Source organism: Paucibacter sp. B51, assembly GCF_027863535.1.
Classification (GTDB): Bacteria; Pseudomonadota; Gammaproteobacteria; order Burkholderiales; family Burkholderiaceae_C; genus Paucibacter_A; species Paucibacter_A aquatilis.
Genome location: NZ_JAPIVN010000001.1, coordinates 3,290,454 through 3,315,006 on the forward strand (window position 1 = coordinate 3,290,454; position 24,553 = coordinate 3,315,006).

Here is a 24,553-nt window from a genome sequence, read left to right on the forward strand (position 1 = left end):
GCAGATCGATGCCGTGCAGTGGTTGCTTGACCCGGCTTGCCGCCGGGGCGCGCCGGGCTGCACCGCCGAACTCGAGCGCCTGGGCCGGCATCTGGCTGGCGGCGCTGAGACGCAGGCTCGCCAGGCGCAGGACCGGGTGCGGCGCTTCCTGGCGCTTCTGACCGAGATGCAGGCGCCTGCAGCACCGGCGGACGAGTCCACGACCCCCCCGGCTTGAAGCCCGCAGGGCGCAGCCGCGCATCGACGGCCGGCAACAATTGCTTGCAAGCCCGAAGCAGGTCTTCACAAGCCCGGGGCACGCAGCCGCTAGAGTGAGCGATCGTCCTCCTGCGCCGGGCCTGCCCGGGACGGCGCGCCGCTTGCCTCTTGCTGCCATGATTGCCGAAGACTGCACCGATCAGCGCCCGCCACTTGCACCGGCTCCGAGCCCGCCGCGTGAGGCCGGCGGGCTTCAGGCTCCGGCCACGGCCTCGCAGCCGCAGAAGGCCCTGTCTCTGGCCTCGCTGGCGGCCTTGAGCGCCTGTGGAGGAGGCGGCGGCGGTGACAGCGGCGCGGCCCCGGCCCCAGCGCCCACCCCGGCCCCGCCGCCGGCGCCGCCCACCGAGGCGGAAGCGGCGCGGTTTCTGGCCCAGGCCAGTTTCGCCGCCAGCACGGCCGAGATGGCCAAGGTCCAGGCCCAGGGCTACAGCGCCTGGCTCAACGAGCAGTTCGCGGCCACCGGCAGCCAGGGGCATTTCGACTGGATGGTGGCCAAGGGCTATGCGGTCGAGGCCAACAAGAACAACTTCAACGGCGTGGACAACACGCTCTGGCGCAAGCTGCTGAACTCGCCCGATCTGTTGCGGCAGAAGGTGGTGTTGGCGTTGTCGGAGATTTTTGTGGTCTCCATGGCCGGCCTGCCAGTGGCTTGGGCCGGCTTTGCGGTCGCGGCGTATGTGGACATGCTGGAGCAGCGTGCCTTTGGCACCTTCCGTGAGCTGATCGAGGGCGTCAGCCTGTCGAACGCCATGGGCGTCTACCTCAATATGCGAGGCAATCGCAAGGAGGACGCCAAGACCGGCCGGGTGCCGGACGAGAACTATGCGCGCGAACTGATGCAGCTCTTCACCATCGGCCTGGTGGAGCTCAATCTCGACGGCACACCGGTGCTCGATGCTGCGGGCAAGCCCAAGGACACCTACACCCAGACCCAGATCAGCGAACTGGCCCGGGTGTTGACCGGCTGGGAGTTCGATGGCGCCAGCGCCACCGATCCTGCCTTCATGAAAAAGCCCATGGTGCACCTGGCGGCGCGCTTCTCGGTCGGGCCCAAGAAGGTGCTGTCGGCCGATGTGCCGGCCTCGGCCACCGGGCCGGAGGCGCTCAAGATCGTGCTCGACACCCTCGCCAACCATGCCAATGTCGGCCCCTTCTTCAGCCGCCAGCTGATCCAGCGCCTGGTCGCGTCCAACCCCAGCCCGGCCTATGTGCAGCGCGTGGCGGCCGTGTTCAACAACAATGGCCAGGGCCAGCGCGGCGACCTCAAGGCGGTGATCCGTGCTGTGCTGCTGGACAGCGAAGCGCGCATGCCCGGCAGTTCGCCCTCCAGCGGCCGCCTGCGTGAGCCCATCCAGCGCTTCATTCAATGGGGCCGCAGCTTTGGTGTGAGCTCACCGACCGAACTCTGGAATATCGGCGATCTGAGCAACCCGGCCAGCCGCCTGGGTCAGAGCCCGCTGCGCAGCCCCTCGGTCTTCAACTTTTTCCGGCCGGGCTATGTTCCGCCCAACTCGCAGCTGGGCACGGCCCAGATCACTGCGCCCGAGTTCCAGCTCTGCAACGAGAGCACGGTGGCCGGCTACCTCAATTACATGCAGAACGTGATCGCCAATGGCACGGGCGAGGTCAAGCCCAGCTACACGGCCGAGCTGGCGCTGGCGGTCGATGCGCCGGCCCTGGTGCAGCGCCTTGCTTTGCTGCTGGCGGGTGGCGGTTTGAGCCCCACCACGGTCAACACCATCGCCACCGCGGTGGCCACCATCAATGCCAGCAGCGATGCCGGCAAGCTGAACCGGGTGCAGGCCGCCATCCTCCTGGTGATGGCCAGCCCCGAATACCTGATCCAGAAGTGAAGCGAGAGCGTGAAAGAGAAAGCACCTGCCATGACATCGGTTCACCGCCTCCCGACCCTGCAACGCCGCGAGTTTCTGCGCCGCGCCTCCGCCTTTGGCGTGGCCGGCGCGGCCGCGCCCTGGGCCCTCAATCTGGCCGCCCTGGGTGAAGCCGCTGCACAGACGGCGCCCAGCGATTACAAGGCCCTGGTCTGCGTGTTTCTCTACGGCGGCAATGACTACGGCAACACCGTCATTCCCTACGACGCGCCCAGCCACACGGCCTACCAGACCATTCGCCAGACCCTGGCCCTCCCGCGCGATCAACTGGCCGCCACGGCGCTGACGCCGCGTGTGGCCTTGCCCGATGCGCGGCAGATGGCGCTGTCGCCGCAGATGACGCGGCTGAAGACGATATTTGACGCGGGCAAGCTCGGCGTGCTGCTCAATGTCGGCCCCTTGGTCCAACCCACCACCCTGGCGCAGTACAAAGCGCAGAGTGTGCCCCTGCCGCCCAAGCTGTTCTCGCACAACGATCAGCAAAGCGTCTGGCAGGCCAGCAACCCCGAGGGGGCCATTTCCGGCTGGGGCGGTCGCCTGGGTGACCAGTTCCTCAGCGCCAACGGCAACGCCACCTTCACCTGCATCAATGTCTCGGGCAATGCGGTTTTCATGGCCGGCCAGCAGGCGGTGCAGTACCAGATGTCGACCAGCGGTGCGGTCGCCATCAACGGCGTCACCCGGCCGCTCTACGGCTCGCAGGCCTGCGCCGATGCACTGCGCAGCCTGATCACGGCCGAGCGCAGCCACTGGATGGAGCAGGAGCTGAACCGCGTGGTCAGCCGCTCGGTCAATGCCCAGGCCATCGTCGCCTCGGCCCTGAACACCTTGCCGGCCCTGAACACGGTCTTCGACACCACCAACAGCCTGGCCACCCAGCTGCAGATGGTGGCCAAGATGATCGCCGCGCGCAGCAGCATGGGCGCCAAGCGCCAGGTGTTTTTTGTCTCCATCGGCGGCTTCGATTTGCATGATTTCCTGCCCGATCAACACCCGGGCCTGCTGCGCAAGGTCTCCGAGGCCCTGGGCAGTTTTTACGATGCCACGGTGGAGCTGGGCGTGGCCAACCAAGTCACCGCTTTCACTGCCAGCGATTTCGGCCGCACCCTGAGCAGCAATGGCGATGGCTCCGACCACGGCTGGGGCAGCCACCATTTCGTGCTGGGCGGCGCGGTCAAGGGCGGGCGGCTCTGGGGCCAGGCGCCGGAGGTGGCGGTCAACGGGCCGGACGATGTCGGCCAGGGCCGCTTGCTGCCCACCAGCTCGGTCGATCAGCTGGGCGCCACCCTGGCCAGCTGGATGGGTGTGCCGGACAGCGACCTGAGCCGTGTCATGCCGCAGATCGCCAACTACACGCAAAAAGACCTGGGATTCTTCCTCTGAGGCCCGGGTCGCAGCTGGACTAGGATCGCCGGGTTTGCCCCCGTTTCCATCTTTTCGATCCTCGTCCGATCGTTTGCCTATGCCGCTACGTCTTGTTCGTCCCCTGAGGTCGGCGCTGTCCCTGCTGGCGTTGTTGGCGCTGGCCTCCTGCTCTACGCCCGACAGCCCAGCGCTGACCACCAAGGCCCCAGCGCCCGATCTGATCCAGCCCGAGTCCGCCAGCGGCTGGACGGCCAAGCAGGCCCAGGCCAGCGCCCATTTCGCCGTGGCCGCCGCTCATCCTTTGGCTTCGGATGCCGGGCGCGAGATCCTGCTGGCCGGCGGCAGCGCGCTCGATGCGGCGATCGCCGTGCAGATGGTCTTGACCCTGGTCGAGCCGCAGTCCAGCGGCATTGGCGGCGGGGCCTTCTTGCTGCACTGGGACGGCGCCAAGGTGCAGGCTTTTGATGGCCGCGAAACTGCGCCGGCCGCCGCCGACGAAAACCTCTTCCTCAAGCCCGACGGCAAGCCCATGCCCTATCTGCAGGCCGTGGTCGGCGGCCGCTCGGTGGGCACGCCGGGCCTCGTGCGCATGCTGGAGCAAGCCCATGCCCAGCATGGCAAGCTGCCCTGGGCGCGATTGTTCGAGCCGGCCATCCGCCTGTGCGAGCAGGGCTATGCCTTGAGCGGGCGCAGCCACAAGCAACTGGCCAACAATGCCGCGCTGCGCCAGGACCCGCAGGCCGGCGCCTACTTTTTCGATGCCCAAGGCCAGGCGCTGCCTGAGGGCAGCCGGCTGCGCAACCCAGCCCTGGCCGCCGTGCTGCGCCAGGTGGCGGCCGGTGGCGCCGATGCCTTTTTGAAGGGCGCAGTTGCTCAGGACATCGTGCGGCGCGTGCGCGGTCATGCCAGCAACCCCGGCCTGCTCAGCGAGGCCGATCTGGCCGGCTACCAGCCGCGCCAGCGCGAGGTGCTGTGCACGCCCTGGCGTGGCCAGCAGGTCTGCGGCTTTCCGCCGCCGTCTTCCGGCCATCTGACCGTGATGCAGATGCTGGGCATGATGCCGGCGCAAGCCCCGGCCCAGGCTTTCAGCGAGGGCGTGCCCAGTGCCGCCTGGCTGCACCGTTATGCCGAGGCCAGCAAGCTGGCCTTTGCCGACCGCGCGCAGTACATCGCCGACCCCGATTTCGTGGCCGCGCCGGGCGGCGACTGGCGCAGCCTGCTGGCGCCCGAGTACCTTCAGGCGCGCGCAGCCCTGATCGGCCCACGCAGCATGGCCAGCGCTGCCGCCGGTCAGCCTGCCGCAGCGCTGCGCGTGGGCTGGGCGCCCATGCCCGAGCAGCCCGAGCATGGCACCAGCCACATCAGCATCATCGATGCGGCCGGCCGGGCGGTGGCCATGACCACCTCGATCGAGGCTGGCTTTGGCGCTCGCATCATGAGTGACGGCGGCACCGGCCTGCCCGGCGGCTTCATGCTCAACAACCAGCTGACCGACTTCGCCCTGGCGCCGCGTGACGAGCAGGGCCGGCCGGTGGCCAACCGCCTGCAGCCGGGCAAGCGCCCGCGCTCCAGCATGGCCCCCACCCTGGTGTTCGACGCCAGCGGCCGCCGTCTGAGCATGAGCCTGGGCTCGCCCGGCGGGCCGGCCATCATCCATTTCGTGGCCAAGACCTTGCTGGCCACCGCCGATTGGCAGCTCGATGTGCAGCAGGCCCTGGACCTGCCGAATTTCGGCAACTTCGGAGGCCCTGTGTTCCTGGAGCAAGGGCGCTTCCCGGCGGCCACGCGCGAGGACCTGCAGGCGCGCGGCCACCGCCTGGTCGAGACGGAACTGACCAGCGGCATCCAGGCCATCCAGCGCAGCCCCACGGGCTGGCTGGGTGGTGCAGATCCGCGGCGGGACGGCGCGGTGCGCGGCGACTGAGCGGCCTGGCCCGGCCCGGCGCGCCGGCGCTTCGCATTTGCTTACAGCCTGAGGTGCGATCTCGTCATCGCTTGGGCGCGCTCGGGCGTTGGGCAGCTCATCGCCACCTTCTTCTCGGAGCTTGCACCATGCGGACCTCGCGCACCTCAGCTTTTGTGGCTGGCCTGGCCCTGGGCTTGGCCGGTTTGGGATCAACCGCCCAGGCCTCGGACATCGGCGTGTCGGTGTCGGTCGGCCAACCCGGCTTCTACGGCCGCATCGATCTCGGCTCGGCCGCCCCGGCGCCACGCCTGATCTACAACGAGCCGGTCTGGGTGCAGGGCCGCCCGCATCACCACCACCGCGCGCGCGAGCGCGTGGAGCCCTGGTATCTCTATGTGCCCCCGGGCCATGCCCGCCATTGGGCGCGCCATTGCGGCGACTACGGCGCCTGCGGCCGGCCGGTGTACTTTGTGCAGGAAGGCTGGTACCGGGAAGTCTATGGCCCGCGGCGCGGCGGTGAACAGGCGTGGCGCCCAGGTCACGGGCGCGGCCATGGCCAAGGCCATCATCATGGCCACCCCTACGGCCGCTGAATCGATCAGCCCGCGGGCCTGCGGCTCGCCCGCGGCAGGCGCGTGATCCCCAGTGATGGCCGGCGGCCGGTCAGCTGGGCGCTGATGGCCGCCTGCAGCGGCGGCAGATGGCGGGCGAGGGTCAGCACGCCTTTGCGCAAGAGCCGGGCCGGCGCACGCTCATCGGTGAACAGATTCACCACCGCATTGGTGCCCTGGTAGATGGTCCAGGTGCGGCGGCGGTGCTGGTCGGCATAACGCTGCAGCAGCTCGGCATCACCGAGGTCCTGGCCGCGCCGCTGGGCGCCTCCCATCAGATCAGCCAGCGCCTGCACCCCGTAGAGCCCGAAGTTGTAGCCATGCGCGGTGACCGGGTGCATGCCCACGGCGGCATCGCCGACCAGGGCCAGGCGCCGGGTGGCGAAACGCTGGGCGTAGCAGGCCACCAGGGGGTAGAGGTGGCGGGGGCTGGCCAGGCGGATCTCGCCGAGCCGGCCCTGCAGCTGGGTCTGCACCCAGGCGCGAAAGCGCTCCGCCTCCCAGGCCTGCATCTCGGCCGCGCGGTCGGCGCTGACAGTCAGCACCAGGGAGCTGCAGCTGCCCTTGAGTGGCAGCAGGGCCAGGGTATGGCCGTAGTGAAAACACTCCAGCGCGATGCCCTCGTTGGGCGCGCTGTGGGCCAGGCGGCAGACGATGACGCTGCGGCCGAAGTCGCGCATCTGTGCGCCGATGCCGGCCATGCGGCGCAGGGCGGAAAAGCGGCTGTCGGCGGCGATCACCAGGGGCGCGCGCAAGCGCTCGCCGGTGCTCAACTGAAGCTCGGCCAGCTCCGGTGTGGCTTTCAAATTCAGGCCGCTGACGCGGCAGTCGCTGCGCAGCTCAATGCGCTCCGCGCGTTGCTCGACGGCCCGGTAGGCAATCCGGCGCAGCCAGTGGTTGGCGACCAGATAGCCCAGCTCGCCCTGGCCGTCGGCGGTGCCGAAGCCCAGGTGCTCGGGCGCGGTGCCATCGAAGACATGGGCGCGGCGCAGCGGCGCGATTTCTTCCGGTGGCAGCAGGGCCCATTGGCCCAGGCGCTCCAGCACCGCCCGGCCCGGGTGGGTGAGGGCGATCTCTCGGCCGTCCTCGGCCGGATCTTGCAGGGCGCTCAGGGGCGCGGCTTCTAGCACGCAGCTGCGGATGCCGGCATCGGCCAGGGCGCAGGCCATGCTCAGGCCGGCGGGGCCACCGCCGACGATGAGCACACGCTGCGTGTCTTCAGGCCGCGAGGAGTGAGAGGTGGGCGTGGTGGAAGAGGGCTGGATCGACATGGTCGCCCAGCCTAAGGCCGGGCGAGTGCCGCGGCCTTGATCGGGATCAGCGTTGCGTCTTCTTGCTCAGGGCCAGCAGGCTCAGGCCGCCGACCAGCAGAAAGGACAGACCGCTCCAGATCTCGTAGGGCAGGCCCAGCAGGCGGTAGGCCGCCGCATCCTTGCAGGTGGCGGTGACCATGAAGACGAAAGGCCAGCGCATTTCCAGATCCAGCGCATTGAGCAAGGTTTCGGCGAATGTTTGCTTGCAGCTGTCCATCAGCGAGGCGACTTCATGCTGGTAATAGGCCGAGGCCAGGCCGGCCACCGCCAGGACCAGCAGGGCTAGCAGGCTGGCCGTGCGCAGCGGGCGCTGGCGCTTGAACAACCAGCCCAGCAGGGCCACGGCGGCGATCAGCAAAAAGATGCCACGCTGCATCACGCACCAGGGGCAGGGCTTGACCCCGAAGCCATGCTGGGCGACCAGGGCGAAGGCCACGGCGGCCAGGCTGCCCAGCCCGATGCCGGCCAAGGCCTGCTCGGGGAACTTCGAGACCTTGAGGAACATCAGTCGGCTTCCACTTCCACCACCAGATCGATCTCCACGCATGCACCCATGGGGTTCTGCGCCACGCCGAAGGCGCTGCGGGCATGGGCGCCCTTGTCGCCAAAGACCTGGGCCAGCAGCTCGGAGGCGCCGTTGGTGACCAGGTGCTGCTCGGTGAAGTCCGGTGCGCTGTTGACCAGGCTCATCAGCTTGACGATGCGCTTGATCTTGTTCAGATCGCCCACGGCGGCGTGCAGGGTGCCCATCAGATCGATGGCGATGGCGCGCGCGGCAGCCTGGCCGGTGGCGGTGTCGGTGTCACGGCCGAGCTGACCGACCCAGACCTTGCCGTCCTTCTTGGCGATGTGGCCGGAAAGGAAGACGAGGTTGCCGGTGCGCACAAAGGGCACGTAAGCGGCCACGGGCACGGCCACGGGCGGCAGGGTGATGCCCAGGGTTTCTAGCGTGGTGTAGATGTTGGTGTTGCTCATTTGCGGGCTCACTCGAGTTGATGCTGAATTTGGGGGATCGCGGCGCGGGCAGCCGGCTGTGAAAGCGGCTCCGCCCTGGCTACGATCGGGTGGCGCGCATCCTACACCGAGCGGCCCGACGGGCCGCCTCGACACGGCCACCGCCCTGCTGGGGAGCGCTGCTGCCGGAGCACATGAGACGCATGCACTCTCCCGCAACTGCTGAGCCGCTGCAGGCTGTGGCGCGCCGTGGGCCGGCGTCGCTCTGGCCGTTTCGCCTGGCGCTGCCGGCCCTGGCCTGGCTGAGCGGTCTGGCCTGTGTGCAGCTGCAGCGTGAGCTGCCGGGCGAGGGCGCGTTTGCAGCGGTCTTGCTGTTCGGCCTGGCCTGCCTGATTGCGGCCATGCGCAGCCGCGCTGCGGCTGCCTTGCGCCTGCTCGGCTTCAGTCTTGCGGCTGGCTTGCTGGCCTTCAGCTACGGCAGCTGGCGCGCCGAACTGCGCCTGGCCGAGCGTTTGCCCGAGGCCTGGGAAGGGCGCGATCTGCTGCTGATCGGCCGTGTCGACTCGCTGCCGGCCGCCACCCTGGGCCAGGCCGGGGCGCCGGGCTGGCGTTTCGAGTTCGCGCTGGAGGCCGCCCAAGCCGGGCCGCTGGCCAGCGATCCTCCGCTGCAGCTGCCGCCGCGCCTGCTGCTGAGCGCTTTTGCCGAGCATGCCGATGCCGCGCCGCCGCCGCTGCGTGCGGGCGAACGCTGGCAGTTGCTGGTGCGACTTAAGCAGCCGCAGGGCCTGATGAACCCGCACGGTTTTGACTATGAACTCTGGCTGTTCGAGCAAGGCCTGCGCGCCAGCGGCGTGCTGCGGCCGGGTGGGGCGCAGCGGCGCCTGGCCGAGGCGCCCTTCGCCAGCATCGATGCGGCGCGCCAGCGCCTGCGCGAGGCCTTGCAGCGCCGCGTCAGCGAGCCCAGCGCGGCCGGCGTGCTGGCGGCCTTGAGCCTGGGTGACCAGGCCGCCATCGGCCGCGCCGACTGGGCCTTGTTCCGCGACACCGGCCTGAGTCATCTGCTCAGCGTCAGCGGCCTGCATGTGACCATGTTCGCCTGGGCGGCCCAGGGCTTGCTGGGCTGGGCCTGGCGCGGCAGTGCGCGCCTGTGCCTGCGCTGCCCGGCGCCCGCAGTCGCCCGTTGGGGCGGCGTGGCGGCGGCCCTGGCCTATGCCTTGTTCTCGGGTTGGGGTGTGCCGGCGCAGCGCACGGTCTGGATGCTGGCCAGCCTGGCCCTGCTGCGCAGTGCGGGCCTGCATTGGCCCTGGCCGCTGGCTTTGCTGCTGTCCGCCCTGGTGGTCACGGCGGTTGACCCGTGGGCGGTCTGCCAGGCGGGCTTCTGGTTGTCGTTCTGTGCCGTGGGTCTCTTGATGGCGGCGGGTGACGGTGAAGCCGCGCGCGGCTGGCGCGCCCAGCTGATGGCCGGCCTGCGCAACCAGGCGGTGGCCACCCTGGGCCTGGCGCCGCTGAGCCTGCTGTTCTTTCAGCAGCTGTCTGTGGTGGGCGTGCTGGCCAATCTGCTGGCCATCCCCTGGGTCAGCTTGGTGATCACGCCCTTGGCCCTGGGTGGGGCGGTCCTGCCGGGCTTGTGGATCTGGGGTGCGTGGTGCGTGGACTTGATGATGGCCCTGCTGCACTGGCTGGTGAGCTGGCCGCTGGCGGTCTGGACGGTGCCGGTGGCGCCCTTGTGGGCGCAGGCTGCCGGCTTGGCAGGCGGCGTCTTGTTGGTGTTGCCTCTGCCGTGGCGCTTGCGTGCTTTGGGCTTGGCGCTGGTGGCGCCTTTGCTCTGGCCGGCGCCCGAGCGCCCGCGCGAGGGTGAGTTCGAGTTTCTGGCCGCCGATGTGGGTCAGGGCACGGCCGTGCTGCTGCGCACGGCAAACCAGGCCTCGCTCTACGATGCCGGCCCGCAGTACGCACCTGGGGTGGACGCGGGCCAGCGCGTGCTGCTGCCGCTGTTGCGCGCGCTCGGTGTGCGCCAGCTCGACCAGTTGCTGCTCAGCCACCGTGACAGCGACCATGTGGGCGGTGCGGCGTCCGTGGCCGCCGGCCTGCCGGTGCGGGTGTTGCGCAGCTCGCTGGAGCCCGGCCATCCGCTGCACCGCCTGTTCCCGAGCTCGCTGCCTTGCGAGGCCGGCCAGGGCTGGGTCTGGGACGGCGTGCAGTTCGAGCTGCTGCATCCGAGCGCTGAGCAGATCCGCCAGCAGCAGCTCAAGAGCAATGAGTTGTCGTGCGTGCTGCGTGTGCGCAATGCCTCGGGCCAGCACAGCGCGCTCCTGATGGGGGATCTGGAGGCCGGGCAGGAGGCCGAGTTGCTGCGCCGCCATCGTCCCCAAGACCTGCGCGCCGAGCTGCTGCTGGTGCCGCACCACGGCAGCAAGACCTCGTCCACGCCCGCGCTGCTGGCGGCCGTGGCGCCGCGCTGGGCGGTGGTGCAGTCGGGCTACCGCAATCGCTTTGGCCACCCGGCGCTGCCGGTGCTGGCGCGCTACCAGGCGGCCGGCATCGAGGTCTTCAACAGCCCGGACTGCGGCGCCTGGCGCTGGCGCAGCGAGACGGGGGAGCCCAGCTGCCAGCGGCAGCTGGACCGGCGCTACTGGCATCGAACGCCAGCGCGAGAGCCCGCCTGGGCCGGGCCGCCGGCACCCGCAGAGGTTGCGGCCTCTGCGCCTGCCTCCGACGAGGTCGCGCCGCCCTGGTGAGGCGCAGGGCTTGCTTCAGCTCCGACGCTTCAGCTTGATCTCGAACAGCGTGGGCCAGAGCTTGCCGGTGACGAAGAGACGCTTGCCGGCGGCGTCCCAGGCGATGCCGTTGAGCACCTCGGGCGCGTCTTCGGCCTGCGGCTTGCGCGGCCCGCTGCGGGTTTGCGGCGGCAGTTGGCTGCGCAGGCCGCGCAAGTCGATCCAACCGCGCACCTGGCCGCTGGCCGGGTCGATGCGGGCGATGATGTCGGCCTGCCAGATGTTGGCATAAATCTCGCCGTCCACCCATTCCAGCTCGTTGAGTTGGTCCACCGGTTGGCCCAGGGCGCGCACCGGGATGCGGCGCAGCTCCCGAAAGGTCTTGGGCTCCAGCACCCGCAGCTCGGCGCTGCCGTCGCTGAGGTAGAGGTGCTGCTCGTCGTGGGTCAGGCCCCAGCCTTCGCCGGGCAGCTTGTACTCGCGCTTGGGCTCGAAGCTCTTGAGATCGAAGACAAAGACCTTGTGCGTGGTCCAGGTCAGCAGGTAGAGCTCGTCCTTCCAGGCCGTCAGGCCTTCGGCGAAATGCTCTTGGGCGATGTCCCGTTTTTGCAGCACCTGACCATCGTCCAGGCGCACACGGCGGATGCTGGAGCGACCGTTCAGCCCCGTGCTCTCAAACAGCTGGCCGTCGCGGAACAGCAAGCCCTGGGTGAAGGCCGTGGGGTCATGCGGGTAGCGCTTGATCACCTCGGGCTCGTCCACCGGCAAGGCCATGCGCTGCGCGTGCGCCGCCGGGCTCCAGCCCCCCAGGGCCAGCACAGCTGCGAGCAAGGCCAGGCTCAGGCCATGGCGAAACCAGGTGCGGCGGGTGGGCGGCAGGGCAGCAGGGGTCATGAGAACGGTGCGGTGGTTGAGGGGGATGCCGTTGCACTGCGGCGCGGCGCAGGCCGCAGTGTGCCTCAGGCGACCTGGCGGCCGCAGCGGCTGCACTGTTGGGCGGGTTCGGTCAGTCAGTCTGGAATCAGGCTCATGCCATCCGTGCCGCCGCGGCGAGGCAGGCCATCGCCCGGCAGCGCCACCCAGGGTGCGCCATCGCTGCAGAAGTAGTGCCCGTTGGCGCTAGGCCACTGGTCGACCGCCGGACCGCCGACTTCGGGCCCGAGCACAGCCCCGGCAGGCACGCCGACGATCTCGGGCATGCGGGCATCCAGGGTGTAGAGGTGGCTGCCGCAGTGGCCGCAGAAAAAGCGCCGGCCGTTTACCGTGGGCGCGAACTCGCGCAAGGCGGCCTGACCCTGGATCTGCACGGCTTCCCCAGGCAGGCTGAGCCAGGAGCTGAAGGCGCCGCCGCTCAGCCGCCGGCATTGGCCGCAATGGCAGTGCATGAAACCACGCGGCGCGGCGCTGCAGCTCAAGGACGCGGCGCCGCAATAGCAGGCGGTGCGCCAGATGGTGGGCTCCTTCATGGGATTCATGTCGACCGAGGCGATTCCAGAACCGGTTCTCGCAGCTGCATCACATTGCCCTCCGGGTCATGCCCGTCGCAGGCGCGACAGCCGCGCATCTGCCACTCGCGCTCGGGGCCCAGCACATCGCCACCCAGCGCGCGGGCTCGCGCCCGTGCCGCGGCCAGGCTGGGCACGGGGAAGAAGAGCTTGAGGGCGCAGTCCTCGCGGCGCTCGGGCGGGCTGCTGATGCTGAAGCTGTCGGCAATTCCGCGGGGGATGCCATGCACCACCAGCTCCATGCCCGAGTTGGCACGCAGCACGCAGTGGTCGTCGGCGTTGTGGATGCGCTTCAGGCCGAGCACGGCTTCGTAGAAGCGGGCCAGTGCGGGCACATCCTTGGCGAACACGACGGCGCCGAAAGCAAGGGCATCAGACGACATGGAGGCACTCCTGGCGGGACGATGAACCGGTGGGATGGCTTCAGACGGGCGCCGAGCGCGGGCCCACGAGGATCGCCATGCCCACCGAGCGCGGTGCGGTCAGCTTGAAACCAAATTGGGCATAGAGCTCATGGGCCTGCCCGTCGGCGATCAGGCTCACGTAGGCCGATTCGGGCAGCTCGGTTTCGATGTGTTTCATGATCTCGGTCATCACCCGCTTGCCCAGGCCGCGGCCTTGGTGGGCGGGCAGGACGGCAATGTCGGTCACCTGGTAGAAGCAGCCGCCGTCACCGATCAGGCGGCCCATGGCCACGGTCTCGCCCTGGTGCTGTATCTGGACGGCAAACAAGCTGCCGGCCAGACCGCGGCGGGCGGCCTCCTCGGTCTTGGCGCTCAGGCCGCTGGCGCTGCGCAGACGGCGATAGGTCTCGATGCTGGGCGTGGCCAGTAGGACGGAGTAGGTCTCCAAGGGCGTGGGGCTCATGGGCTGGTCGTGAGGGGGGCCATGACCGCAGCCGCTGCCGCTGCTGAAGCCAGGGGTGGTGTGAAGGTCTCGGGGCCGGCAAGCGTGCTCAAGGCACAGGGCCAGCGCCGCTCCACACGGCGCCGGCGGTGTTCCTTGCACTCTCGCAGCAAAAGGTCTTGCATGCCGATCAGCAGCGTGACCCGAGACCGGTCCCAATGCCCGGTGATGCGGTAGCAGGCGACTCCGTCCACCTGTTTCAGGCCGCGAAAGCGCAGGCGCTGGAGCGACAGCAGGCTGAGGCCGCCGGTCTCTGGGAACAGCAGGCCCGCGATGGTGTGGGCCGCACCGCGCGAGATGCCGGTGGCCGCCGCCACTGCATAGCCGCGGTCGTCAAAGCGCCGGCTCAAGGGCTGCTCTGCGGTCGGGTAGCCCAGGGTCAGGTAGGCCTCATCGGCCACCCAGCCCAGGCTGTGGTGGCTGATGTGGTGTCGCAGCGGCGGGTAGGGGTGAGGGCAGTCGAAGTCGAAACGGAAATCGCCCGCCGCGTTGCGCGCCGTGCGGAACTCGATGGCATAGGGCTCGCGGCCCCGCCAACTCTGGACCTGGCCGCGATCGGCGTATTCGCTCAGGCCGGCATAGCGCTGCAAAACGGTCTGTAAAAATTGTCGCGCGCTGGCGTGGCCCGCGCTGCGGCGCGTGTGGCTCTGGTTCATGGCTTGGATCCCCGTGGCGCCTTGAGGCGCGGTTCCACCTGGGACGGTGCCGCGTGCATCAGCAGCGGCGAATGCGCCCAGGACTTCGTTTGCTCGATGTCGCGCTCCACATGCGCCCGCTCGGCCGCCAGGGGCTTGCTCTGTCGCCAGGCCTGGGCACGAGCCTCGGCGCTGTTGTCCTCGCGGCTCAGCTGTTCGTCCAGGCGCTTTTGGTCTTGCGCCATCATGCTCAAACGTTCTTTCAAAGGGAGCAGGCCCGCTTCCACCGCTTGGTAGGCCTGCACCGGAAACAGGCATGAGGCGGCGATGCCGCAGGCCACTTGCTTCAAATTCATGGTCAACCTCGCCGGATGTTTCGCTTGCTTTTCAGCGCCCCGCCGCCCGCATGCCGGCCAGGGTGCGACCCAGCTCGATCACCGCGAAGGCGTAGTAGCTGGACCAGTTGTAGCGGGTCAGCACATAAAAATTTTCGGTGCCGATCCAGTAGCTCGGTGCGGCGTCGCCGTTTTGCAGCTCCACCACGGCGAGCAGCTGCTTGGGCGGGTGCTCCAGCGCTGCTTCGCTGAGCTGGGCACCGGCGGCTTGCAGGTCTTGCACGGTGAAGCTCGGTTTGATGTCGGGGGCCAGCAGGCGGGCGCGGGCGCTGGTGTCCACCGGCATGGCCAGGCTGTAGTGGGTGGGCAGGCCGCGCTGCCAGCCGTGGCGGGCCAGGTAGTGGGCGACGCTGCCGATGGCATCGGCCGGGCTCTGGATCAGGTCGATGTGGCCGTCACCGTCAAAGTCCACGGCGTAGCGGTTCCAGCTGCCGGGCATGAACTGCGGCCAGCCCATGGCACCCGCGTAGGAGCCTTTGACCTCGGCAGGGTTGAAACCCTCGCGGCGGCAGAGCTTGAGGAACTCAGCCAGCTCGCTGCGGAAAAACGAGCTGCGGTCGCTGCGGCCGCTGGGGAACTCGAAGGCCAGGGTGGCCAGCGCGTCCAGCACCGAGAAGCCGCCGGTGATCTGACCGTAAAAGGTCTCGACGCCGATCAGGCCGGCAATCAGCTCGGCCGGCACGCCGTACTCGTTCTCGGCGCGGGCCAGGTTGGCGGCGTTCTGCTCCCAGAACTGCAGGCCGGCCTGCAGGCGGCGCGGCTCGACAAAGCGGGCGCGGTAGGCCGCCCAATCCTTGGCCGTGCCGGCCGGCGGCGGCATGATCAGGCGCTGCACCGTGGGGTGGATGTGGGCCTGTGCCAATTGCTGCTGCAGGCGCTGCAGGCTGGCTTCGTCCCAGCCTTGCTCGCTGGCCAGGCCGGCGGCAAAGGCCAGCACATCGGGCCGGGTGCCGAAGGGCTTGAGCGCCACCGGCTTGGCCTTGGCTTTGGCTGGAGGTTTGGCGGCCGGCTTGGCGCTCCGCTTGGCCGTCGTTTTCGCCGAGGCCTTTTTAGGGCTGCTTGTTGGGTTGCCGGCCTCCGTGATGGCGGATGCCGCGGCGAGGCTGGTGCTGGGTGCACTCAGACCCAGCAGCAGGCCTGCGCAAAAGATCAGCCCCGCGCAGCGTCCACGCAGCCAGGGCGATGGTGGCGCTGACATTTGGGAAGCGGGGGCGTGCGGCCGCACGGGGGAGTGGAAGAACAAGGAAGGCAGACGCATCGAAAAAGCAAGCAAGCAGGCGGGCAGGCGGACAGACAGAAAGACATCAAATCGATCAGAAAACAGGGGCCAGCATACCCGGCTTGCTGCCGCCTCCATCGCCGCCCATGGCGCTGAAGCGGGGCGTCAGGGCTTCAGCCGCGGCATTGCTGGCAGGCGCTGCGGAAGGCCTGCAGCCAGCGCCGCCGTTCGCGCCACCCTGCTGTCTGGGCTTCGGCGCCCCGGCCGTAGCGTGCGAGCTCCTGTGCCTGCAGCAGGCGCGCGGCCGGCTCGGCCTTTGCGCCAAAGCGAGCGCGCAGCATCTGCGCCCAGGCGCCCGGCCCTTGATGCGGGCCGGCTTCCACCAGGCCCAGGGCCTGCAGCTCGCGCAAGACCTGGCCCCGCTGGCGGCTCCAGGCGTCTTGCGGGCGGTGGCGCTGCCAGAGGCTCCAGGCGGCGCCCAGCAGCCCGAGGGCGGCGATCACGCCGGCGCTGAGCTGGCCCAGCGCGGCCCAGTCGGGCTGGCTGACGCCCAGTTGCTCGAGCAGGTCAAACTGGTTCTGGCGCGAGTAGTTGAGCACCTGCTGCTGCCAGCGGTTGTTGAGCAGCTCCCAGCCGCGGCGCAGATTCAGCCACAACGTGGGGTTGATCTGACCCAGGGCATTGGCCAGCAGGCCCGGCGGCGGGCGCAAGGCCTGACCCTGCAGCACCCGCTCGGGCGCCACCGCGGCCGTGGGGTCGGCGCGCAGCCAGCCGCGGCCGGGCAGCCAGTACTCGGCCCAGGCGTGGGCATTGCTGTTGCGCACGATCCAGTAGCCGTCCTGCGGCATCGGGTCCATGCCCTGGAAGCCGGTCACCACCCGCGCCGGCACGCCCATGGCCCGCAGCACCACGACAAAGGCCGAGGCAAAGTGCTCGCAAAAGCCCAGGCGCCGGTCCAACCAGAACTCGTCGATCAGATGCGGCGACTCGGCGCCGTAGCGGCCCGGCGCGAGCGTGTAGATGAAGTCGGCGCTTCGGATGTGGGCCAGCACCGCCTCGACCAGGCGGGGCGTCAGCTGCACCTCCTCCAGGCCCGCATAGCGCGGCTGGCGGCGCAGATCGGCCGCCCATTGCAGGGTGCGGGGGTTCAGGCCCGGCGGCAGGTCCAGGTAGTTCTGCAGCACCAGCTCGTTCTGCTGCGGGCCATGGCGGTAGTCGTGGTAGGCGCTGGTGCTCAGGCGCAGGCGCTCGGTGATGGGGCGCGGGGCCTGCCACTGCAGCTCCGGCGCGCGGCGCAGGCTCAGCCCGTCCAGCTCCAGGGCCTCGCCGGCCTGGCCGGGGCTCATCTCCAGCAGGGGCAGCACGCTGATGCGCAGCGGCTCCAGGGTCAGCTCGTAGCGCAGGGGTGCGCCGCTCAGCGTCAGCCTGTCGCTGCGTCCGGGCCAGGTCTGCGGGGCGGGCCTCCAGCTGCGGCCGTCAAACTGGGCCAGCACCGGGCCGCGGAAGTAGCGCGCCTCGGGCGGTGGCGGCGCTTGATCGCCCTCGAAGCGCAGGCGCATGGCGACCGCCTCGTCGTTGGCGATCTCGGCCATGGCGCCGAAGTCCATGGTGTTGGACAGGCCGGTGCGGCCGACGGCATCCGTCGGCACACCCCAGAGCGGCGCGATGCGCGGGAACAGCAGAAAGAGCAGCACCATCACCGGCAGGCCCCAGGCCGTGGTGCGCGCCGCCTGGGCTGCGGCCATGCGCAGGCTGGGCTGGCCCACCGGCATCTGCGCCAGCACCAGGGCGCTGAGCAGGGCCCAGACGCTGGCCAGCATCCAGATCGCCGTCAACAGCGACTGGGAGTAGAAGAAATTGGTCAGCACCAGGAAGAAGCCGAGGAAGAACACGACGAAGGCGTCGCGCCGCGCGCGCAGCTCCAGGGTCTTGAGCGCCATCAGCATCACCAGCATGGTGATGCCGGCCTCGCGGCCCAGCAGGGTGCGGTGGGTCAGCCAGGTCAGCGCGGCGGTGAGCAGCAGCACGGCCACCAGGGCCCAGCGCCCGGGCAAGGCCTGACCCCGCCAGGCCAGCCAGCCGCGCCAGCCCAGCACCAGGGCCGTGATGCCGCTGGCCCAGGCCGGCAGGTGATCCAGATGCGGCAGCAGCACGGCGGCGATGGTGGCCAGCAGGAACAGGGTGTCGCGCGCCTCGCGCGGCAGGCTGCCCGAGCGTTGGAAGATGGCGAGGCCGGCGCGGCTCATGCTGGGCCCTCGCTCTCATCCTCGTGCGACGCGTCCAAGGTCTCGGTCTGACCATGCCGGGCCAGGGCGCGCAGACAGGCTTGCTGCTGCGCCGGGCCCAGGGCGGGCGGCCATTCCTGGCCGTCCAGGCGCAGGCCGTAGGGCCGTTGCAGGCTTTCGGCCGCCAGGAGCCAAGCGCACAGGCGCGAGAGGCGTTGCTCTTCATCGGCCAGGCCGGCGGTGTCGCGCCAGTCCAGCCACAGCTCTTGCGAGGCCAGGGCCTGGCTGTCGCGCACCCAGAGCGGCGCGCCGAGCACGCCGCTGTCCAGGCTCAGCGCAGCTTTCTTCCACAGCACCTGGCGCATGGAGTCCCCGCGCTGGTAGCCCCGCACGCCGTCCAGTTCCAGCCCGGCCTGGCGCAGCGCGCGGGTCTGAGCTTGCGCCTGCCCCTCGCCGCCGCCGGCGCTTTCGGGGAAGGGCGGTGGCGAGCGCTCGGGCTGGGGATAGACCCAGAGCCGGGCCGCGGGCCGCCAGACGCTCCAGGCGCGGAACAGGCCAAGCGGAAAGCGGCTCATGATCTGCAAGGCCGGCAGCGGGTGGAGGCCGCGCGCCGGGCTGGCAAAGCGCAGCTGCAGCGGTGCCTGGTCGCGCGCCGGCACATCGGTCCAGGCGAACTCGCGGGCGGTCTTGAAGCTGGACAGGCGTTGCGGCTGCACGGCCAGGCCCACGCCCCAGCGCGGCCGCGCGTCGTCGTTGTGCAGGCGCAGCTCCAGCTGCACGTCGTCGCCCGCGAACACAGGCTCGGGCGGTTTGAGCTCCAGCTTCAGCCCTTGCAGATTGCCGTGCGTGCTGTGCATGGAGGCCAGGCCCGCACCGCCGAGCAAAAAAGTCAGCAGGTAGCCCAGGCTCAGCTGCTCGTTGATCGAGGCCAGCAGCAGCACCAGCAAGGTGGCGCAGAAGAACAGCCCCGGCCGGCTGGGCAGGATGTAGAGGTTGCGCTGGCTGAGCTGCCATTGGTCGCTGCGCTGGTGGCGTGCCAGCCACCAGGCCTGTACGCGGCGGCGCAGCGGGCTTGCGATCGTGAAGGCCATGGCGCGGGCTCAGGGCAGGGCGATGGCCTCGATCATGGCCCGCACCTGCTCGCGAGGCCCGCGCCCGGCGCCGGCCTTGGGTCGCAGGCGGTGGGCGATGGTCTGCGGCAGGATGGCTTGGATATCGTCCGGCGAGACGAAATCGCGCCCCACCAGCAGGGCCCGCGCGCGCGCCGCACGCAGCACGCTCAGGCCGGCCCGCGGGCTCAGGCCCTCACGGAACCACTCGCCCGATCGGGTGGCCTTGATCAGCGCTTGCAGGTAATCCAGCAGGGCCGGTGCGGCATGGATGTTTCGCACCGCGGCCTGGGTGGCCAGCAGCTGCGCGGGCGTCATCACCGGGCGCAGGGCGCGCAAGGCCTCGCGGCTGTCCTGGCCAGCCAGCAGCTCGCGCTCGGCGGCTTCGTCCGGGTAACCGAGCGAGATGCACATCAGGAAGCGATCCAGCTGCGATTCGGGCAAGGGGTAGGTGCCGAGCTGCTCGCTGGGGTTTTGCGTGGCGATCACGAAAAAGGGCTGGGGCAGGGCGTGGCTGGCACCGTCGATGCTGACCTGGTTCTCCTCCATGGCCTCGAGCAGGGCGCTCTGGGTCTTGGGGCCGGCGCGGTTGATCTCGTCGGCCAGCAGCACCTGGGCGAACACCGGGCCGGGGTGGAAGACAAAGCCGGCTTTCTCGCGCTCGTAGATGCTGACGCCGAGCAGGTCCGAGGGCATGAGGTCGGCGGTGAACTGCAGGCGCGAGAACTGCAGGCCCAGGCTGATGGCGAGGGCATGGGCCAGGGTGGTCTTGCCGACGCCGGGCAGGTCTTCGATCAGCAGGTGGCCGCCGGCAATCAGGCAGGCCAGGCCGTCGCGGATCTGCGCCGATTTGCCCTTGATGATCGTGCTAACCTGCTGCTGCAAAGCCGTCAGTTGCGCTGCGCTGTCTTGTAGGGTCTGTGTTTCACGCGTCATGCAGGACACCATAGCGGAAAACCGTGCGGCTGGTTCCGTCCCCTCAACTTTGCGCCCCCATGTCGACAGCCTATTTCAGCCACCCCGACTGCCGCCGGCATGACATGGGCCCTGGCCACCCGGAATGCCCGCAGCGCCTGACGGCCATCGACGACTGGCTGCTGGCCACCGGCATCGACCAGGCGCTGGAGCGCCACGAGGCGCCGCTGGTGGATCTGGCCGCTGTTGAGCGCGCGCACAGCCACAGCTATGTGGCCGAGCTGGCCGATCTGCTGCAAGGCCTGGCCGAGCGTGGCGAGTCGCATGCGGTGGACCCGGACACCGTGGCCACGCCCCACACCTGGGCCGCCACCTTGCGCGCCGCGGGTGCGGCCGTGCGGGCCACCGATCTGGTGCTCGATGGTGGCGCCGAGAACGCGTTTTGCGCCGTGCGCCCGCCGGGCCACCATGCCACGCGCGACCAGACCATGGGCTTTTGTTTTTTCAACAATGTGGCGGTGGCGGCGCGTCATGCGCTGGACGACCGCGGCCTCAAGCGCGTGGCCATCGTCGACTTCGACGTGCACCACGGCAATGGCACGGAGGACATCATCGCCGGCGATGACCGCGTGCTGATGGTCAGCATCTTTCAGCACCCGCTCTACCCCTACAACGGCGCCGTGCCCAAGGGCGAGAACATGGTCAATGTGCCGGTGCCGGCCTACACCCGGGGCATGGAGGTGCGCTCCATGATCGAGGCCATGTGGCTGCCGGCGCTGGAGCGTTTCAAGCCGCAGATGATCTTCATCTCGGCCGGTTTTGATGCCCACCGCGAGGACGATCTGGGCCAGCTCGGCCTGGTGGAATCCGACTACGAGTGGATCACCCAGCGCATCAAGGATGTGGCCTTGCGCCATGCCCAGGGCCGCATCGTGTCCTGCCTGGAAGGCGGCTACAACCTCGACGCGCTGGCGCGCAGCGTGGGTGTGCATCTGCGCGTGTTGGCCGGCATCTGAGGCCGTGCCGCTGCGGCCATCTTGCTTCCCCTTTTTGAACCTTTTTCTGGATTCACGCCGGCTTCACAGAGCCGCGTTTCACTGAGCGCATGAGCAGCAACAGCAAACCGATCGATTTCCAAGAACTTCATGCCTTGACCGCGGCCTTGTTCAGCCCGACCGCCTTGGTCGGTCTGGCGGTGCTGGTGGCCTGCCTGGGTCTGTCCTGGCTGGTGGTCAGCGTGCTGAACCGGCGCGTGGCCCACCGGCCGGCGTCCGTGCTGTTTGGCCGTCATGTGGTGGACGGCGCGCTGTTCCCCGTGCTGGCCCTGCTGCTGGCCTTGCTGGCCAAGCAGGTGCTGCCGCACTTCGGCCTGTCGCCGGCGGTGTTCAAGCTGGCGGTGCCGGTGTTGGTGTCCCTGCTCGCGATCCGCATGACGGTGCGCGTGCTCAGCGCGGCCATGCCCACCTCGGGCCTGGTCAAGCTGATCGAGCGCACGGTCTCCTGGATGGCCTGGGGCGGCTCCATCCTCTGGGTGACGGGCGTGCTGCCCTGGTTCCTGGAGGAGCTGGATGCGATCGATTTCAAGGTCGGGGTGACCAAGATCTCGCTGCGCAATCTGATCGAAGGCTCGTTCACCGCGGTGGTGGTGCTGGTGCTGGCCTTGTGGGTGTCGTCCGTGATCGAGGCGCGCTTGCTGCGCGGCGGCGGCATGGACCTGTCCCTGCGCAAGATCGCCGCCAACATCACCCGCGCCTTGCTCTTGCTGGTGGGCCTCTTGTTTGCCTTGTCGGCGGCCGGCATCGACCTGACGGCGCTGGGCGTGCTCGGTGGTGCGCTGGGCGTGGGTATCGGTCTGGGCCTGCAGCGCCTGGCGGCCAATTACGTCTCGGGCTTTGTCATCCTGGCCGAGCGCTCGCTGCGCATCGGTGACATGGTCCGTGTCGACAATTTCGAAGGTCGCATCAGCGACATCAAGACGCGCTACACCGTGATCCGCGCGCTCAATGGCCGCGAGGCCGTGGTGCCCAACGAGATGATGATCACCCAGCGGGTGGAGAACTCCTCGCTGGCCGATCCCAAGGTGCTGCTCAGCACCGTGGTGCAGGTGGCGTACGGGACCGATGTCGAGGACCTGATCCCCAAGCTGGTGGCGCGGGTGGGCGAGGTGCCCCGCGTGCTCAGCGAGCCCGGTCCTTCGGTGCAGCTGAGCAGCTTTGCCGCCGACGGCCTGGAATTGACGGTGTTCTTCTGGATCGCCGATCCCGAAAACGGCCAGGGCGGCGTGCGTTCCGATGTCAATCTGGCCATCCTGCGCCTGCTCAATGGCCTGAACATCGAGATCCCCTTTCCGCAGCGGGTGGTGCGGCAGGCCTAGCGTTGTCTGGTCGCGGCACAGAGCAGCCGCTGGTTTTTCTCGTGAGGCCCTGCCGCCCGTGCCGCCACTGGGCTCATGGTTCCGGGGTCGGCCCTGACGGGCCGACTTCCCTGCGCTGCTCGCGCCTCGGGGCTGGCGCATAACTCACTTCGCTCCCTGCGTTCGCTTCGTTCAGACAGAAGCGCCAAGTCAGTACTTGAAGCGCACGGGTACGTGCGCGCCCCGAGTCGCTGTGCTGCTCGGCCCGGCACAAATCGCCCGGCAGCGGCACGGGCTGCAGGGCGCTTGCATCGCGGGCGATGTGCCCCTTCCACGGTGGAACACGCCACTTCCGGAGGTGGCTCGGCCCGCCGACGGGCGATTTGTGCGCGGCCGAGGGCGCAGCGGAGCGGCTCAGGCGCGTGTACCCACGCGCTTCAAGCGCTGACTCGGCGCCACTGTTTGACCACAGTGAGCGCAGCGAACGGAGGGAGTTTGGCGCCGCTGAGCCGCGGAGTGAGCAGCGAGGGGAGTCGGCTCGCAGAGCCGACCCGCGAACCATGAGCCCGGCGGCGGGCCGAGACACCGCAGCGAGAGTGACGAGCACAACGATGGTCCGCGATGTGCCGAGAACGAGAACGAAAAAAGCCGGCATCGCTGCCGGCTCTTCTGATGGGCTGGTGGGCGCTGCGATCAGCCCGCGTTCACCGGAATGCTCACCGTCTTGCCGCTGGCGATGCGTTCTTTCCAGTCGGCCGGGCCGGTGATGTGGGCGCTGGTGCCGCCGGCGTCCACCGCCACGGTCACCGGCATGTCGACCACGTCGAACTCGTAGATCGCTTCCATGCCCAGGTCGGCGAAGCCGACCACCGGCGCGGCCTTGATGGCCTTGCTGACCAGGTAGGCGGCGCCGCCCACAGCCATCAGGTAGGCGCTCTGGTTGTCCTTGATGGCTTCAATCGCAACCGGGCCGCGCTCGGCCTTGCCGACCATGGCGATCAGGCCGGTCTTCTCCAGCATCATGCGGGTGAAGCCGTCCATGCGGGTGGCAGTGGTCGGGCCGGCGGGGCCCACCACTTCTTCGCGCACCGGATCGACCGGGCCGACGTAGTAAATGACGCGGTTGGTGAAGTCCACCGGCAGCTTTTCGCCCTTGGCCAACATGTCGGCAATGCGCTTGTGCGCGGCGTCGCGGCCGGTCAGCATCTTGCCGTTCAGCAAGAGGGTGTCGCCCGGTTTCCAGCTGGCCACTTCTTCCTTGGTCAGCGCATTCAGGTCGACGCGCTTGCTCTTGTTGTAGTCCGGCGCCCACTTCACATCGGGCCAGAGGTCCAGGCTGGGCGGCTCGATGAAGGCCGGGCCCGAGCCGTCGAGCACGAAGTGGCCGTGGCGGGTGGCGGCGCAGTTGGGGATCATGGCCACGGGCTTGCTGGCCGCGTGGGTGGGGTAGGTCTTGATCTTGATGTCCAGCACCGTGGTCAGGCCGCCCAGGCCTTGGGCGCCGATGCCCAGGGCATTGACCTTCTCGTAGAGCTCGATGCGCAGCTCTTCGAGCTTGTTCTGCGGGCCGCGGGCCAGCAGCTCGTACATGTCGATGTCATCCATCAAGGACTCTTTGGCCATCAGCATGGCCTTCTCGGCCGTGCCGCCGACGCCGATGCCCAGCATGCCCGGCGGGCACCAGCCCGCGCCCATCAGGGGCACGGTCTTGAGCACCCAGTCGACCAGGTTGTCGCTGGGATTCATCATCACGAACTTGCTCTTGTTCTCGGAGCCACCGCCCTTGGCGGCCACCATGACATCGACCGTGTCACCGGGCACCAGGGTCATGTTGATGACGGCGGGCGTGTTGTCCTTGGTGTTCTTGCGCTCGAAGATCGGGTCGTTCAGCACCGAGGCGCGCAGCTTGTTGTCCGGGTGGTTGTAGGCCTGGCGCACGCCTTCGTTGATCGCATCCTCGATCGAGCCGGGGAAGTCCACGAAGCGCACATTCATGCCGATCTTCAGGAAGACGTTGACGATGCCGGTGTCCTGGCAGATCGGGCGGCGGCCCTCGGCGCACATCTTCGAGTTGGTCAGGATCTGCGCGATCGCGTCCTTGGCAGCCGGGCTTTGCTCGCGCTCGTAGGCGCGGGCCAGGTGGGCGATGTAGTCAGCCGGGTGGTAGTAGCTGATGTATTGCAGGGCGCCGGCGACGCTGTCAACCAGATCTTGGTAGCGAATCTGTGTGCTCATGGTGTGAGTCCGTACAGGGGAGGGGAGAAGTGGGAGGAAC

At 69.1% G+C, this 24,553-nt stretch carries 21 protein-coding genes; 7 read left to right on the plus strand and 14 right to left on the minus strand.

The features are described 5' to 3' along the window. Nucleotides 1-311 precede the first annotated feature (311 nt). From OOB33_RS14155 to OOB33_RS14170, 4 genes are all read left to right on the plus strand, one after another. Nucleotides 312-2,111 carry a DUF1800 domain-containing protein gene (locus OOB33_RS14155; RefSeq protein WP_271009142.1) on the plus strand — a complete coding sequence of 600 codons (1,800 nt, stop codon included), beginning with the start codon at nt 312-314 and terminating at the stop codon, nt 2,109-2,111. 30 nt (nt 2,112-2,141) lie between these two features. Beyond that, nucleotides 2,142-3,533 (plus strand): DUF1501 domain-containing protein, encoded by a 1,392-nt coding sequence (locus OOB33_RS14160; RefSeq protein ID WP_271009143.1) that lies wholly within the window; start codon nt 2,142-2,144, stop codon nt 3,531-3,533. A 79-nt stretch (nt 3,534-3,612) separates the two neighbouring features. Next, nucleotides 3,613-5,439, plus strand: a complete 1,827-nt coding sequence (locus OOB33_RS14165; RefSeq protein WP_271009144.1) for a gamma-glutamyltransferase family protein — start codon at nt 3,613-3,615, stop codon at nt 5,437-5,439. Nucleotides 5,440-5,567: 128 nt separating this feature from the next. Beyond that, on the plus strand, nt 5,568-6,014 hold the full coding sequence (locus OOB33_RS14170) for a hypothetical protein (RefSeq protein WP_271009145.1): 447 nt from the start codon (nt 5,568-5,570) through the stop codon (nt 6,012-6,014). Between the two features lie 5 nt (nt 6,015-6,019). On the opposite strand, the gene ubiM is transcribed toward OOB33_RS14170, so the two are convergent. Genes ubiM through OOB33_RS14185 form a run of 3 tightly spaced genes read right to left on the minus strand, consistent with a single transcriptional unit; the run spans nt 6,020 to nt 8,320 of the window. After that, nucleotides 6,020-7,303, minus strand: coding sequence for a 5-demethoxyubiquinol-8 5-hydroxylase UbiM (ubiM, locus tag OOB33_RS14175; protein WP_271009146.1), 1,284 nt, complete (start codon nt 7,301-7,303; stop codon nt 6,020-6,022). Nucleotides 7,304-7,349: 46 nt separating this feature from the next. Next, complete coding sequence (locus tag OOB33_RS14180) at nt 7,350-7,850, minus strand: disulfide bond formation protein B (protein WP_271009147.1); 501 nt, start codon at nt 7,848-7,850, stop codon at nt 7,350-7,352. After that, nucleotides 7,850-8,320 carry a RidA family protein gene (locus OOB33_RS14185; protein ID WP_102770094.1) on the minus strand — a complete coding sequence of 157 codons (471 nt, stop codon included), beginning with the start codon at nt 8,318-8,320 and terminating at the stop codon, nt 7,850-7,852. Before OOB33_RS14185 ends, OOB33_RS14180 begins: the two co-directional genes overlap by 1 nt. 182 nt (nt 8,321-8,502) lie before the next feature. Between OOB33_RS14185 and OOB33_RS14190 the strand changes: the two genes are divergently transcribed. After that, nucleotides 8,503-11,037 (plus strand): DNA internalization-related competence protein ComEC/Rec2, encoded by a 2,535-nt coding sequence (locus OOB33_RS14190; protein ID WP_271009148.1) that lies wholly within the window; start codon nt 8,503-8,505, stop codon nt 11,035-11,037. A 15-nt stretch (nt 11,038-11,052) separates the two neighbouring features. Here OOB33_RS14190 and OOB33_RS14195 read toward each other — a convergent pair whose 3' ends face one another. The 10 genes from OOB33_RS14195 to OOB33_RS14240 form a co-directional block, all read right to left on the minus strand. After that, a complete protein-coding gene (locus tag OOB33_RS14195; RefSeq protein WP_271009149.1) occupies nt 11,053-11,910 on the minus strand; it encodes a glutaminyl-peptide cyclotransferase in 858 nt (285 codons plus the stop codon). 116 nt (nt 11,911-12,026) lie between these two features. After that, the gene (locus OOB33_RS14200) at nt 12,027-12,491 is read right to left on the minus strand and encodes a GFA family protein (protein WP_271009150.1); all 465 of its coding nucleotides are present in this window, start codon (nt 12,489-12,491) and stop codon (nt 12,027-12,029) included. Then, nucleotides 12,488-12,904 carry a VOC family protein gene (locus OOB33_RS14205; RefSeq protein ID WP_271009151.1) on the minus strand — a complete coding sequence of 139 codons (417 nt, stop codon included), beginning with the start codon at nt 12,902-12,904 and terminating at the stop codon, nt 12,488-12,490. Before OOB33_RS14205 ends, OOB33_RS14200 begins: the two co-directional genes overlap by 4 nt. A 40-nt stretch (nt 12,905-12,944) precedes the next feature. Then, nucleotides 12,945-13,388 carry a GNAT family N-acetyltransferase gene (locus OOB33_RS14210; protein WP_271009152.1) on the minus strand — a complete coding sequence of 148 codons (444 nt, stop codon included), beginning with the start codon at nt 13,386-13,388 and terminating at the stop codon, nt 12,945-12,947. Then, nucleotides 13,385-14,083 carry a hypothetical protein gene (locus OOB33_RS14215; RefSeq protein WP_271009153.1) on the minus strand — a complete coding sequence of 233 codons (699 nt, stop codon included), beginning with the start codon at nt 14,081-14,083 and terminating at the stop codon, nt 13,385-13,387. Before OOB33_RS14215 ends, OOB33_RS14210 begins: the two co-directional genes overlap by 4 nt. Then, nucleotides 14,080-14,418 (minus strand): hypothetical protein, encoded by a 339-nt coding sequence (locus tag OOB33_RS14220; protein WP_271009154.1) that lies wholly within the window; start codon nt 14,416-14,418, stop codon nt 14,080-14,082. The genes OOB33_RS14215 and OOB33_RS14220 overlap by 4 nt, the downstream gene beginning before the upstream one ends. A 31-nt stretch (nt 14,419-14,449) precedes the next feature. Beyond that, entirely contained in the window at nt 14,450-15,655 is a 1,206-nt protein-coding gene (mltB, locus tag OOB33_RS14225) for a lytic murein transglycosylase B (protein WP_271009155.1), read from the minus strand. 194 nt (nt 15,656-15,849) lie between these two features. Further along, nucleotides 15,850-17,922 (minus strand): transglutaminase TgpA family protein, encoded by a 2,073-nt coding sequence (locus OOB33_RS14230; RefSeq protein ID WP_271009156.1) that lies wholly within the window; start codon nt 17,920-17,922, stop codon nt 15,850-15,852. Beyond that, on the minus strand, nt 17,919-18,992 hold the full coding sequence (locus tag OOB33_RS14235) for a DUF58 domain-containing protein (RefSeq protein WP_271009157.1): 1,074 nt from the start codon (nt 18,990-18,992) through the stop codon (nt 17,919-17,921). Before OOB33_RS14235 ends, OOB33_RS14230 begins: the two co-directional genes overlap by 4 nt. 9 nt (nt 18,993-19,001) lie before the next feature. After that, nucleotides 19,002-19,946: an AAA family ATPase gene (locus OOB33_RS14240; protein ID WP_271009158.1), complete on the minus strand. Its 945-nt coding sequence runs from the start codon at nt 19,944-19,946 to the stop codon at nt 19,002-19,004. A gap of 59 nt (nt 19,947-20,005) precedes the next feature. On the opposite strand from OOB33_RS14240, the gene OOB33_RS14245 reads away from it, so the two are divergent. Both OOB33_RS14245 and OOB33_RS14250 read left to right on the plus strand, forming a co-directional pair. Continuing rightward, nucleotides 20,006-20,941 (plus strand): histone deacetylase family protein, encoded by a 936-nt coding sequence (locus OOB33_RS14245; RefSeq protein WP_271009159.1) that lies wholly within the window; start codon nt 20,006-20,008, stop codon nt 20,939-20,941. Between the two features lie 89 nt (nt 20,942-21,030). Then, on the plus strand, nt 21,031-22,299 hold the full coding sequence (locus OOB33_RS14250; RefSeq protein WP_271009160.1) for a mechanosensitive ion channel family protein: 1,269 nt from the start codon (nt 21,031-21,033) through the stop codon (nt 22,297-22,299). 672 nt (nt 22,300-22,971) lie between these two features. On the opposite strand, the gene OOB33_RS14255 is transcribed toward OOB33_RS14250, so the two are convergent. Next, on the minus strand, nt 22,972-24,513 hold the full coding sequence (locus OOB33_RS14255; protein ID WP_271009161.1) for a fumarate hydratase: 1,542 nt from the start codon (nt 24,511-24,513) through the stop codon (nt 22,972-22,974). Between the last annotated feature and the right edge of the window lie 40 nt (nt 24,514-24,553).